Annotated in this window: 12 protein-coding genes; 6 read left to right on the top strand and 6 right to left on the bottom strand. The window is 63.3% G+C overall.

Annotated features, from left to right (window positions below):
- Positions 1 to 5: 5 nt before the first annotated feature.
- From M1E01_RS09705 to M1E01_RS09695, 3 genes are all read right to left on the bottom strand, one after another.
- Positions 6 to 1,124 carry an FUSC family protein gene (locus M1E01_RS09705; protein ID WP_457974808.1) on the bottom strand — a complete coding sequence of 373 codons (1,119 nt, stop codon included), beginning with the start codon at positions 1,122 to 1,124 and terminating at the stop codon, positions 6 to 8.
- Positions 1,125 to 1,202: 78 nt separating this feature from the next.
- Complete coding sequence (locus M1E01_RS09700; protein ID WP_457974807.1) at positions 1,203 to 2,264, bottom strand: glutathione S-transferase family protein; 1,062 nt, start codon at positions 2,262 to 2,264, stop codon at positions 1,203 to 1,205.
- 9 nt (positions 2,265 to 2,273) lie between these two features.
- The gene (locus tag M1E01_RS09695; RefSeq protein ID WP_457974806.1) at positions 2,274 to 3,038 is read right to left on the bottom strand and encodes a M50 family metallopeptidase; all 765 of its coding nucleotides are present in this window, start codon (positions 3,036 to 3,038) and stop codon (positions 2,274 to 2,276) included.
- Positions 3,039 to 3,149: 111 nt separating this feature from the next.
- Between M1E01_RS09695 and M1E01_RS09690 the strand changes: the two genes are divergently transcribed.
- Together M1E01_RS09690 and M1E01_RS09685 are read left to right on the top strand one after the other, a co-directional pair.
- Positions 3,150 to 3,614: a GatB/YqeY domain-containing protein gene (locus tag M1E01_RS09690; RefSeq protein ID WP_457974805.1), complete on the top strand. Its 465-nt coding sequence runs from the start codon at positions 3,150 to 3,152 to the stop codon at positions 3,612 to 3,614.
- An 88-nt stretch (positions 3,615 to 3,702) separates the two neighbouring features.
- Complete coding sequence (locus M1E01_RS09685) at positions 3,703 to 3,900, top strand: hypothetical protein (protein WP_457974804.1); 198 nt, start codon at positions 3,703 to 3,705, stop codon at positions 3,898 to 3,900.
- Between the two features lie 73 nt (positions 3,901 to 3,973).
- On the opposite strand, the gene M1E01_RS09680 is transcribed toward M1E01_RS09685, so the two are convergent.
- On the bottom strand, positions 3,974 to 4,591 hold the full coding sequence (locus tag M1E01_RS09680) for a hypothetical protein (RefSeq protein ID WP_457974803.1): 618 nt from the start codon (positions 4,589 to 4,591) through the stop codon (positions 3,974 to 3,976).
- A gap of 218 nt (positions 4,592 to 4,809) precedes the next feature.
- Between M1E01_RS09680 and M1E01_RS09675 the strand changes: the two genes are divergently transcribed.
- A complete protein-coding gene (locus M1E01_RS09675) occupies positions 4,810 to 6,276 on the top strand; it encodes an APC family permease (RefSeq protein ID WP_457974802.1) in 1,467 nt (488 codons plus the stop codon).
- Between the two features lie 39 nt (positions 6,277 to 6,315).
- Here M1E01_RS09675 and M1E01_RS09670 read toward each other — a convergent pair whose 3' ends face one another.
- Both M1E01_RS09670 and M1E01_RS09665 read right to left on the bottom strand, forming a co-directional pair.
- Complete coding sequence (locus M1E01_RS09670; RefSeq protein WP_457974801.1) at positions 6,316 to 6,612, bottom strand: hypothetical protein; 297 nt, start codon at positions 6,610 to 6,612, stop codon at positions 6,316 to 6,318.
- A 170-nt stretch (positions 6,613 to 6,782) separates the two neighbouring features.
- Positions 6,783 to 7,175: a nuclear transport factor 2 family protein gene (locus M1E01_RS09665; RefSeq protein WP_457974800.1), complete on the bottom strand. Its 393-nt coding sequence runs from the start codon at positions 7,173 to 7,175 to the stop codon at positions 6,783 to 6,785.
- Between the two features lie 1,065 nt (positions 7,176 to 8,240).
- Between M1E01_RS09665 and M1E01_RS09660 the strand changes: the two genes are divergently transcribed.
- The 3 genes from M1E01_RS09660 to M1E01_RS09650 all read left to right on the top strand — a co-directional run bounded on the left by M1E01_RS09660 (position 8,241) and on the right by M1E01_RS09650 (position 11,534).
- Positions 8,241 to 9,662: an alkaline phosphatase PhoX gene (locus tag M1E01_RS09660; RefSeq protein WP_457974799.1), complete on the top strand. Its 1,422-nt coding sequence runs from the start codon at positions 8,241 to 8,243 to the stop codon at positions 9,660 to 9,662.
- A 1,107-nt stretch (positions 9,663 to 10,769) separates the two neighbouring features.
- Positions 10,770 to 11,054 carry a hypothetical protein gene (locus M1E01_RS09655; protein WP_457974798.1) on the top strand — a complete coding sequence of 95 codons (285 nt, stop codon included), beginning with the start codon at positions 10,770 to 10,772 and terminating at the stop codon, positions 11,052 to 11,054.
- 51 nt (positions 11,055 to 11,105) lie between these two features.
- Positions 11,106 to 11,534, top strand: coding sequence for a hypothetical protein (locus M1E01_RS09650; RefSeq protein ID WP_457974797.1), 429 nt, complete (start codon positions 11,106 to 11,108; stop codon positions 11,532 to 11,534).
- Positions 11,535 to 11,677: the final 143 nt, after the last annotated feature.

Genomic DNA, 11,677 nt, shown 5'->3' with positions numbered 1-11,677 from the left:
AACGCTTAGCTGTCCTGCGCCCGGGTCACACGCAGGATCCGGTGGAGGCTGAGCAGGATGGACTCGGCGGCGCTTGGCGCGCCAGCGTCGGCGTCGTCTTCAAGGATGCGCGCCCTCAGGGCGTCGACAGCTCGGTGCGCTTCCTGCTTCAGCTCGTGCTGCCGCTCTTCGTCTTCCTCTTCGGCCGCGCGCAGAACCTCTCCGACGGTGGTAAGTGCCTTGGCCAGGGGCTCGCTGTGGGCCATGGGGATGGTGAAGGGCAGGTCCTTGTTCCAGATAACTTCGGCGAGGACCTCTGTCATGTCCTGGATGTAGAACGTGATGCGTTCCAGGTCGCGGAGGTTGCGGTAATCCAGGTCCACGTTGCGGGGGTGGAAGCGCCGCCGCGGGTTCGCTTCCCGGCTTGCATCGGCCTTCTGGACGGCGGCGCGGACAGACCCCGCTGACTTTGCCAGCTCGTCGGAGCGAAGGGACCAGTCCTCGTGCTCCGGTGGCCACTTTTCGTGGACTGCCGCTCCCATATCCTTCAGCTGCCGGGCCAGGGCAAACCGCAGTTCGGCCAGGCTCAGGGCGGCCGCGTTGAAGTGGAGGGGCGGGAAGACGAGCAGGTTGACGGCGACGCCCACCGCGACGCCGACCCCCATCTGGAACAGGTAGCCGTAGGAGAAATCGTCGGGATTGCTGCCGCCCACCAGCAGGACCAACAGCGCCGCCGTCGGGATCCAGTCCCGGCCGGCCCCAACCCGGGGAAGCCCGGCCAGCAACACCCCTAGCGCCATCACCAAACCTACTGAAAGCGGCGTCGCGCCGAAACGGAGAAGCAGGAAGGCCAGTCCGATTCCTACGGCGAGGCCTGCGAGAGTCTGGAGTCCCTGTCGCATGGAGCCGGCGACGTTTTCGTACATCACCACCAGGGCGCCCAGGGGCGCGTAGTAGGCGTAGTTGGCAGCGGCGCCCGGCATGTGGGGGGCGGTGAGGAACGCCAGGCCGGCGGCAAGGCCTGCTTTGGCCGCCAGCTGTAGCCGCGGAGCCGCAAGGGCACGCCGGATTCGTTCGGCCATAGCCAGGCCAAGCCTCCGCGCCCATGATTCGCTGGCTGCAGTCTCCTGCTTCGCGGTGCTCATCGGGCCAACACTAGGTTGGCATCCCGCATGCAACAAATGGATAAACCACCGCCGGCCCGACGCCCGGCACGGCAGCCGTCAGCCGGCTCCGTGCCCGGGGGCAACTTCTTCCCCGGCGCGGACAGGCCCAGGCGGGGTTCCTTCGCCGAAAGGTTTGCCGCCCAGTGCGTCCCGGCCGTGGGGAGTGAGCCACCCGGAAAGGTCGGGTCCGGCGGGGACGATGCCGGTGGGGTTGATGTCCTCATGGACGATGTAATAGTGCTGCTTAACCTGTACGAAGTCGATGGTGTCCCCGAAGCCTGGGGTTTGGAACAGGTCCCGGGCGTAGCCCCACAGGTTCGGCATCTCATTGAGCTTGTTCCGGTTGCACTTGAAATGCCCGTGGTAGACGGCGTCGAACCGGGCAAGAGTTGTGAAGAGCCGGACGTCAGCCTCGGTGATGGAATTGCCTACGAGGTACCGCTGCCGTGCCAGCCGTTCCTCCAGCCAGTCCAGCGCCGTCCAGAGGCGGGCGTAAGCGGCGTCGTAAGCTTCCTGCGAGCCGGCGAAACCGCACCGGTAGACGCCGTTGTTGACCTCGGTGAAGACTCGCTTGTTGACACTGTCGATTTCGTTCCGGAGGTGTTCCGGATAGAGCTGCGGGGCGCCAGGCCGGTGGAAGTCGGTCCACTCCGTGGAGAAGTCAAGGGTGATCTGCGGATAGTTGTTGGTCACCACCGCACCGCTGGCGATGTCGACGATGGCGGGAACGGTGATGCCGCGCGGATAGTCCGGGAACCGGGTGAAGTACGCTTCCTGGAGCCGCTCGATGCCGAGGACGGGATCCTTGCCATCGAGGTCAAGGTCGAAGGTCCAGGAACGGGCGTCATGCGTGGGGCCGGGCTGGCCGAGCGAGATGACGTCCTCCAGTCCCAGCAGACGTCGGACGATGACGGTGCGGTTGGCCCAGGGGCAGGCACGGGCAGCGATCAACCTGTAGCGGCCCGGCTCTACTGGCCAGCCCGGTTCACCGTTGGGCCCAGGGTGTCCGTCCCGGGTGATCCTGTCCTCGATGTAGTTCGTGTCGCGGTTGAATTCACCGCCGGTGACGTAGGCGCCCTTAGTGCTGTGTTCCCTGACGCTGCTGGGTTTCTCATTCATGAACCCACACTATGCGCCACCTGCGAAGATCCGCGACATCCGCTGCCAGGCAACAATCCATGAAACGGCCACGACGAGGGAGAAAAGGGCGATCCACACCCCGGAGGGTACCGCGGTCGCCCGGTACAGGATGTACGCGTCGGAGGTGGCCAGCTGATCGCGCCTGCGAAGGTGCACGTTCGTGAGCTTGCCCAGATCCCGGACGGCGGCTACGAGCAGGGCAAGTCCCAGGATGATGGCTATATGCCCCGCGAATACTGAGGGCACTGCCAGGACCAGGGCTCCGGCACAGGCCACTGTTGCCAGCAGGATCAGCACACCCGACGCATTGCGGATGAAGATCAGGGATGCAAGCAAAACCAGAAGCCCGGTGGACATGGCTGCGGGTCCCCAGCCATTGAAGCCTGACCAGACCAGGGCCGCACCCGTAACGCCGGGGACGGGATACCCCCAGAATCCTGACCACACCGCTGCGAAACGCCCTCGCGTAAACGAGGTGGTGGTGCCGGAGTGGTTGAGCCTGAGCTTGATTCCGCCCAGACGCTGGCCGCTGGTTAGAGCCGCAAACGCGTGTCCAAGTTCATGCGTCACTGTCGCGAACAAACCGAAATACCGCCACGTTGCGTTCGGGACAGAAAGGACGACGGCGATCAGGACGACGGTGAGCAGCTCGGTAACGGTGACTGCCGGAACCTCGGACCGGGCGAAACCTGCGGCTATCCGGTTCCACCAGTCCTCGGGCACGGTCGGGACTGCTGCGGTGAAAGAAACCATAGGCATCAAGGCTACCGCCGGCAGGCAGGGCAGATGTGCAGGCGGCCCTCAAGGGTGCACGATGGGATTACCCACGCCCTTACGGTGCCGCTACTGCTGGATGAGGAAGCCATGAGCACATTGAAGGAACGCCTGCACGCCGACGTTGTCGCCCACATGAAGGACCGCAACAAGGTGGCCCTCACTACGGTCCGTAATGTCCTTGGTGAAATTGAAACGCGTGAGAAGTCAGGCAAGACGCCGGTGGAGCTCGATGACACCCAGGTCACGGCTTTGCTGCAAAAGGAGGCTGCCAAGCGCCGCGACACCGCCCGGATTTATACGGAAGCGGGGGAGAACGACCGTGCTGCAGCGGAAGTTGCCGAGGCTGAGGTCATCGAGGCGTACCTGCCCCAGCCGCTGACGGCAGCCGAGGTCGAAGCGATCGTGGATGAATCCATCGAGGCCCTCAGGGCGGAGGGCGCCGAGCTGTCAGTGCGGCAGATGGGCGCCGTGATGAAGCCTGTGACCGCACGGGTTGCCGGGCGCTTCGATGGGAAAGCTGTGAGCGAGATTGTCCGCACGCGCTTGTCCTGATATTCGGTTCCCTTTCCAGCGTCCCCGTCTCGACGCGGGGATGGAATGGGAGGAGGATTTAACCACACCCACACTAAGGAGGTCGGTGATGTGCTATTCATCGTGCGAGGGGTGGCGGAGCTACAGGAAGGATCGCGCCCGGGAAACCGAAGACCGCCAGGAGACGAGGCCTGACAGGGCCCCCGAACCTCAGGTGCAGACAGAGGAATCCAGGATGTGGGCCTACCTGGCCCGCATGGAAAAGAGCGCTGCTGATCAGCCTGACCGGATCGGCGAACGCGTTTGAGTCTGAAGTCCAGGCAATACGAAAGGCTCCGCACCTGCGGGGCCTTTCGACGTCGGGGGACCTTCGACGCCGGCTATTCCAGAAGCCGCCTCTTGGCAAAGGCCAGATACTCGCCGGCTGCCTCGTCGAACCCGAAGTCCTGCCAGTATGCCTTAAGAGCGGCTTTAGCCTCTTCATACTCCGCCGAACCCTCCGGGGGAGAACCGCAGCCCGCGGCCGGCACAGGGTGGACGACGACCAGGTCCACGGACCGGCCCACAGTTTCCACAATCGCGTGCAGGACCGTGTATCCCATGCGGCCGCCGCGGTACTCGGGGAGGATCTCCAAGGTAGAGACGATCATCAGGTCCCCGCCGTCCTGCAGGTACTCACTGACCAGGTCCGGGCGCTCGGCGGTGAGCATGTCCGCGATCCGTGTCATCTCAGGATCGGCACCATCCGTCGTAACGAACAGATTAATCATTCCGGCTTTCGGGACAATCTGCACGACGGCGCTGCCCACCTGCACTTCTCGCCCCTCGGCAATGCCGTCAGTCTGTCTTGCGTCAGAACTGCCTGCCGTCCCGCTGGCAGTCGTAACGGTAATCTCCCATCGCATCGGGTAGCCCCGCGGGGAATGCTCCGGCCCTGGAACGCCCCGGTAGCGGAGCCTGTACTCAAAGATCAGCAATTCCGGATCGATCACGGTCATGAGGCCGTCCTTGAGGTGGCAGCATCTTCGCTTACACGGGCAGTCTATGCCGGGAACCGGCCTTCAGGAATGGGCATCGGCGGGCTCGGTACCCAGCTGATCTCCCGGGCCTGTTGTTGCGAAAGTGACATTCGAGGGCGAGAGTGAAGTACGTCACATAAGGCCCGAACTCGGCGGCTGGCGCCGCCGAAGGGGCTGACCACGCTGTGGAGGTCACCATGAGCACGACTTCTGATGAACTGTATGACGCACCTGCCGCCGGAGAAGAACCACAGCTCAAACGTGTCCTTGGACCCAAGCTCCTGCTCCTTTTCATCGTTGGCGACATCCTTGGTGCCGGAGTTTACGCTGTCACGGGAACCATGGCCGGAACCGTCGGGGGCATCGTCTGGCTGCCGTTCCTGCTGGCATTCGTCGTCGCCACTCTGACAGCGTTCTCCTATCTGGAGCTCGTAACGCAGTACCCCCAGGCTGCGGGCGCAGCGCTGTACACCCATAAGGCGTTCGGCATTCACTTCGTGACCTTCCTGGTGGCGTTCGCCGTCGTCTGTTCCGGAATTACGAGTGCTTCAACATCCGCCAATGTGCTTGCCCAGAACTTTTTCGGCGGCCTCGCGATCAATGGCTGGATGGGCCTGCCCGGAAGGGAAACGACCACCGCAGTGGCCATGGGCTTCATGCTGCTGCTGGCGGCGGTCAACCTGCGGGGTGTGGGGGAGAGCGTGAAGTTCAACGTTGTCCTCACGCTGGTCGAGATGACGGCGCTGTGCATCGTCATCGGTGTCGGTTTCTTCGTTCTGACGCAGGGGACCGGGAACGCCGGAGAAATCTTCGTCTTTAATGACTATCAGGACAAGGGCCTGTTCCTGGCAGTCACAGCGGCAACGTCCATTGCGTTCTTTGCCATGGTGGGTTTCGAGGATTCAGTAAACATGGTTGAGGAGACCAGGGAGCCCGAAAAGATCTTCCCGAGGAGCATGCTCACCGGCCTGGGCATAGCAGTGCTCCTCTACATGCTGGTGGCTGTTTCCGTGGTCAGCGTGCTCTCGCCCACCGAGCTTGAGGACATCAGGAAGGCCGAGGGCGCCGCGCTCCTCGAAGTGGTGCACAAAGGTTCCCCGGACTTCCCGATCGATAGGATTTTCCCGTTCCTGGCCGTGTTCGCGGTGGCCAACACCGCGTTGATCAACATGCTGATGGCCAGCCGCCTGATCTACGGTATGGCTCGTGCACACGTCCTGCCGCGACCGTTGGGAAAGGTGCTGCCCGTCCGCCGCACACCGTGGGCCGGCATTCTCTTCTCCACAGTGCTCGCGCTCGGATTGATCTGGTACGTCAGCAGCGACCCCGAAAGCAATATCGTCGCCAACCTTTCGGGTACGACGGCGTTCCTGCTGCTGTGCGTCTTCACCGTGGTAAACGTGGTCTGCCTGGTGCTTCGGCGCAAGAGGGACCCCAACCGCAAGGTATGGTTCACCTCACCCGGGCAGCTGCCCCTGCTGGCTGCCCTGCTGTGCGCCTTCCTGGCTGGGCCGTGGGTGGGTCGGAACCCGGTTCAGTACCAGGTGGCCGGAGGGCTGATAGCCATCGGCATTCTGCTGTGGTTTATTACCTGGCTGATAACCAAAAGGACCAATGCCGGCAGGGACGGAGCGGCCGGCGCCAGCCACAGCGGACATCCATAACTGCAGGATAACTTCGGCGCGGGCCTCCACAACCGTGGATTACGAGCGGGAGCGGGCGGACTCCGAGGCATGATCGATCTTCACATCGAAATCCAGCAGGTCACCGTTGCTGGTGAGCCGGCGGGCCAAGTACGCGCGGAGCGCGGCATTGGAGGCTGTGTGCGCACCGGGGAGCGCCTCACCATTGAGCAGGGCATAGGAGTCACTGATGTGGAAGACCGACAGAAAGCAGTCCTCAAGCTGATCTGTGGGCAGGTTCTGGACTGTGTCGCGGAAACTGCCTTGGGAGCCCGGCTTGGGCATGGTCGTCACGGAAAAAGTCACTGTGTTTGCCATGGAGCTGGTCCTCTGAGTGCTTCAGGCCCGGGGGACGCTTCCCCGGCCGTTTCGTAGCCTAGCCGCTCTCAATAACGAAGATAACCCTTACCGGGCAGTAAGTTGAAGAATCCGTCAATTCGCCTGCCGGGCCGACTCCCATTTCTCCTGCATGTCCCGCCGGACGTCGGCTATGACCAGAATTCTGCAGCCTTGGCGCTGTCCTGCTGGAACTCATACACTTCACTTACTTTCCCGTCGCGGAGCGTGAATACGAGGGCCGCGCGCTGGTCGATGGCCTTTCCATTCCGCTCGGCGTGCACTCTCTGAAAGCCGGCGGTGTGCTTATGGCCACTAATCAGATCATCGACTTCAACTTTCACTGTCCCGGCGGCCCGCGAGAACAGCTCGCCGAAATACGCGAGGATGGCATCCCGGCCCTGCTTGTCACCGGTCAGCCCGCCTGTGCCTCCAAGGTGCCAGATCGCGTCTTCGGTGAAGAGATTTCGCAGCGCGTCCATGTCTCCCGCTCCAAACGCCTCATAGCCACGTTGAATTACAGCAGCATCTTCCTCAGGGCCCATTTTCCACACCTTGCCGTCGTCGTCTGTTCTTGCGAGGCAAGGTTAAGCCTGCGGGATCCCTTGTCGATGATCTTTTGCCGGAGTCGGTGACCTTTTTGCCGGGGTCGGTGCCAAAGCAGCAGCGCCGGGTTCCCCTCGCGGACTGAGACCGCCGCCGGCATCTGCCCGCCGGCACTATTGCCCAAGCCTCATTGCCCTCTAGGCGTAAATTTACTTATGCGTCCCGAGGAAGCGATCGCCCTGGTTTTTGCCAGTGCTGTCGTTTGGACCCGGACGATCCTGCTGTTGCTTATCCGAATAGACCGGCCTGGGCGGCAGGCATGACGCCAGGAGCGGAAGATGAACCGAACACAGCCCCCGGTTCACCATGCAGGGCGGCCTAGACCGGTACGCCGTGACCGGCACTAGCGCCGGGGTTGTCCGCCGGGTCCGGAGGTTCTGGGGGAATGCGTTCCGGACCCGGCGTTCTGAAGCAATCGGTTCGCGGCTACCTTCCGCTTCAGGGACACCACAAGTTTCGCGCTGGCGCATTGGGAAATGCGGGTGCCCCCTGAGAGTGAAATTCCGCTTTCCCCCCTCATGTGAGGGGGCGGGTGCCGCGACTCCCAGGTTTTCCCAAGCTTCCGTAATGGAAGAGAGATTGTTATTAGGCAGTTATCAGTACCATCTGGAACATCGAACGAATCAATGTAGACGCCCTGGCCATTGAGCAATGCCGCCGGGTGGATCGCCCCAGGACAGTACGCACAACTAAAGGATGTGGCGCAGCGCCAGCAGAGGGCAGACGGCACGAGCTGCATCACTCAAGGGCCCGCTCACGGCATAGTTCAAGGTCTGGCGAGGCGGCTACTTTCCCGGGTCAGCCTTTCACGCAAGTTTTCTACAAGCTGTCCTCGTACACTCGGTACATGCTGGACACTGACGCCGGTGCGGGACGGGTGATTCCCGAGCTTCCTGGGGAGAGGTGCCAGCTGTCTGTAGCGGATGCCACGCCGTCAGCTCGCCTGGCGGTGGTCCCAAGACACTGACCTGTCCGAGGAACCCTTCCCCTTGAGGAGCGCCTCCATGTCCACGCCCGTCTCCCGGCGTAACTTCCTCGGGGCCGGCGCAAGCGCCGCCGCCCTGGGCTTCGTGTTCGCCGGCGCCGGCAGCCTCGCCCCGTTCGTCCGTCCTGCCAACGTTGCCACCCGCAATGCTGTCGGCTACGGCACCCTGGTTTCGGACCCCAACGGTATTCTCGCGCTGCCCGAAGGCTTTTCCTACAAGCTGCTTGCCCGTTCCGGCCAAACGGCAACGGCCGAAGGTATCCACCCGTCAGATCCGGACGGCATCGGAGTGTTTGATGGTCCCAACGGGGGATCTGTGTTGATTTGCAATCATGAAAACAGCGGAGAGGAGCCCTTCCCCGTTCCCCTGGTCGAGGGACTCACATATGATCCCGGAGCCAAGGGCGGCACCTCCACTCTCATCGTGGACGCAGAAGGCAACCGCGTGGGGCAGTACACGTCCGTCGCCGGCACCAACAACAACTGCGCCGGCGGCATCTCTCCATGGGGCACATGGCTGACCTGCGAGGAGACCGAAGACCGTGCCGGATCCGGAACAAACACCAAGGACCACGGCTACGTCTTCGAAGTGGACCCTGCCAGCCGCGAGGCCAACATCGGCCGCTCCACGGTGCCGCTGAAGTTTCTGGGCCGTTACTCCCACGAAGCCGTCGCGATCGACCCTGCCACCACCCAGATCTACCTTACTGAGGATGCGGGCAACCCCAATGGCCTCTACCTGCGTTGGAGCCCGCCCTCAGGTTTCAGCCCCGGGAAAGGCATGCTGCAGGCCCTCGCCCTGTCCTCGGGCGGCGACGTTGCGGGACGCCTGCAGGCGATGAAGTGCTTCCGCGGGTCCACCCACGTCGAGGACCTCTCCGAGGCCACCACGGTGGGCACGCGCTACGAGGTTGAGTGGATCGACGTTCCGGACCGTGACGCTCGCACCGCCGCAGTACGGAAGCAGTTCACGAAGGACCAGATCACCCGTGTCCGCAAGCTCGAAGGCCAGTGGTGGGGCGATGATGGAGCCTACTTCGTCTCAAGCTTCGCCCGCATCATTTACGGCAGCGCCAATAGCCATGACGGACAGGTCTGGTTCTACGACCCCGCCACCCAGAGCATCACCCTCAAGACCATCTTCGGGGTCAACCCCAACCCCAATGCGGAAAGCGGCCACTTCGACGGGCCCGATAACATCACCGTGGCACCGCAAGGCGGCCTGATCCTGGCGGAGGACGGCGACGGCGTCTCGCACCTGGTAGGCGTGACCAGTCAGGGCAGGTCCTACCCGTTGGCCCGGAACGAAGTGAACGATTCTGAGTTCTGTGGGCCGGCTTTCAGTAAGGACGGCAAGTGGCTCTTCGCCAACATTCAATCCCCTGGCTTTACCTTTGCGATCACTGGCCCTTGGATCCGTCCGTCCAATGACGCAGCCTAAAGCTTTGGGTGCTGAGGCCTCCCGCCCCAGAGGAAACGGGACTGCGGCGGTGGAAACACAACACTGTAGCCGGCGTGGAGGGACGAGACGATCTCGTACTCCTTCAGGTTCGGCCACAGCGTGTCCCTGGCCATGGGGAACCAGGCAAAAATAGCGACCAGTGCGCCACCCAGACCTGCCAAGCCGGTAATGCCCTTGGCGACCGAGGCAGCAGCGGACTGCCACGTACGAGGTTCTTTCTCCTCCGGCACCTTCGCCGGACCCCGGGCCTGCTGTTGTGAGCGTCGCTCATGCCGTCCACCTCCGTTTGGCAGTAGTTGCTGCGCCGTTCATGCCGTCAGCGCGCCGGTGCTGCCGGCTGAAAGAACACGCCGGATGATGGCTGGCTCAATACGGTTCTGATGCCCGTTCCGCCGTTATCTACGCATGATCACCGACAGCAGGGGAGCGTCCCTGTTGGTTTGTATCATCAAGCAAAGGAGCACCGCCGTGACCACCGCAACCGTAGCGGGGCGCATCTTCCCGCGAGAGCTGACCCCCGGCACGACCCACAGTGTTTCCATCGAGCAGATGATGTCCAAGCTCGGCATGACGTCCTCCCCGCACGCGCGGGGGTGTTTTACCCTGTGCATGGCTGCACCCAGCAGACCTGCTGTTTCGCCGCCACTACAAGGGGTGTTCATGTCGGCTGTCTCGAATTCCCGCTATATGCGCGTTGTCGCCCCGGAAACATCGATTCCCAGTCCGACTACTTCCAGGTCGCCTACTGGGGCCGGGCGGATATTGAGACTGACCGGTCACGGCAGTTCCGTCAGAACGAAGTCGCGCAGCGCAAGGCCGCCCGCGACGCCAAAAACCAGGCCCGGAAGTAGGAGGGCGCCATGACGACTGCGATTCCCGCCCAGCACCTGCTGCGTGTCACCACCCTGAACATCAACCACGCACGGAGGAAGCAGAACGGCGCACAGGACTGGTGTGCGATGACCTGCGGGCGCTCCTGCCGGCGGTGCTACACCTTCTGGACCGAGGCGTACGCCGCGGCCGGGAACCCGGAGGAAGCCGTCACGGTGGCGTCCGGCACACTGGGCGCAGCTGACGGCCAGGCGAGTGGGCATCGAATTCTCCGAGCTGCTCCCGGACCGGCGCATCGACTACGTCTGGACCTACGGCTGGGCTTACGGCCGTCCCGGCTGCCCTGTTGCGATGCAGCGGTCTTTCACCGACACCACCCGCTACGGCTACCCGGTCTCCGACCGCTACGGGCTGACGGTGGACTTCTGGGTCCCGCCAGTACTGGCCCCGGTGCCGGCCGAAACGGGGCAACTGGACGCGGTCCCAGCCGAGGAGCTCATGCTCGAACTTGAAGCCGCCCAGGACAACGCCCTGGTGTGACCTTCACAGGACCCCTCGGCGAAGGCCCGCACCCGCTAGGCTCACCTTGTGATGAGTCGGCTGAATGGCGATGAGCGCTACATTGTCCGCCCCTGGTGGAGGGGAAGGTCTGTGCCCTGGGCCGCTCTGGTCATTGTCTCCATTGTCCTGACCGGTATTGCCTTGGAGCGGACGGCGTTCTTTGTTTACGAGCCCGTGCCGGCGTTCGTCGAGCGGCTGCGGGTGGGCAGGCTGTTCATGCTGACCGGCTCGGCCGCGTCCCTTGCAGCCGCAATCTGGTCCCAAGTAAGGGGCAGTCCCCTGTGGGTGACAATCTGTGTGGCCGCGCCGGCAGTGCTGGTGGGCCTCGCCACAATGGTGATGACGCCCCCGTCGCTGGCCCCGCACATCACCGGTATCGTGGCCCTGCCGGCGGCCGTGGCAGGGCTCATCGGAGGGTTGCTGCCCAGAAACCAGGGACTGATCCAGGCCGGCCAGTGACACGTCCACACGATTGAGCGTGCTTCGGAGTTCAGGACGTGTTCAATCGAACCGAGATGCCCGAAAAGAGCCTCAGGACTCTATCCCGGACAGGCGGGAACTGCCCGGGCCAGTGCGGTCCCCGGCTGCCGTGCCAACGCCTC

The organism is Arthrobacter sp. D1-17, assembly GCF_054130535.1.
Note: the sequence above shows the minus strand (reverse complement) of the source record. Positions and strands in the feature narration are given on the sequence as shown.

What these genes read in the sequence shown, in the direction of transcription:
- M1E01_RS09695 (WP_457974806.1), bottom strand. Translation starts at nt 3,038, where the DNA reads ATGGTTTCTTTCACCGCAGCAGTCCCGACCGTGCCCGAGGACTGGTGG.
- M1E01_RS09650 (WP_457974797.1), top strand. Translation starts at nt 11,106, where the DNA reads ATGAGTCGGCTGAATGGCGATGAGCGCTACATTGTCCGCCCCTGGTGG.
- M1E01_RS09680 (WP_457974803.1), bottom strand. Translation starts at nt 4,591, where the DNA reads ATGACCGTGATCGATCCGGAATTGCTGATCTTTGAGTACAGGCTCCGC.
- M1E01_RS09685 (WP_457974804.1), top strand. Translation starts at nt 3,703, where the DNA reads ATGTGCTATTCATCGTGCGAGGGGTGGCGGAGCTACAGGAAGGATCGC.
- M1E01_RS09705 (WP_457974808.1), bottom strand. Translation starts at nt 1,124, where the DNA reads ATGAGCACCGCGAAGCAGGAGACTGCAGCCAGCGAATCATGGGCGCGG.
- M1E01_RS09675 (WP_457974802.1), top strand. Translation starts at nt 4,810, where the DNA reads ATGAGCACGACTTCTGATGAACTGTATGACGCACCTGCCGCCGGAGAA.
- M1E01_RS09670 (WP_457974801.1), bottom strand. Translation starts at nt 6,612, where the DNA reads ATGGCAAACACAGTGACTTTTTCCGTGACGACCATGCCCAAGCCGGGC.
- M1E01_RS09690 (WP_457974805.1), top strand. Translation starts at nt 3,150, where the DNA reads ATGAGCACATTGAAGGAACGCCTGCACGCCGACGTTGTCGCCCACATG.
- M1E01_RS09665 (WP_457974800.1), bottom strand. Translation starts at nt 7,175, where the DNA reads ATGGGCCCTGAGGAAGATGCTGCTGTAATTCAACGTGGCTATGAGGCG.
- M1E01_RS09700 (WP_457974807.1), bottom strand. Translation starts at nt 2,264, where the DNA reads ATGAATGAGAAACCCAGCAGCGTCAGGGAACACAGCACTAAGGGCGCC.
- M1E01_RS09660 (WP_457974799.1), top strand. Translation starts at nt 8,241, where the DNA reads ATGTCCACGCCCGTCTCCCGGCGTAACTTCCTCGGGGCCGGCGCAAGC.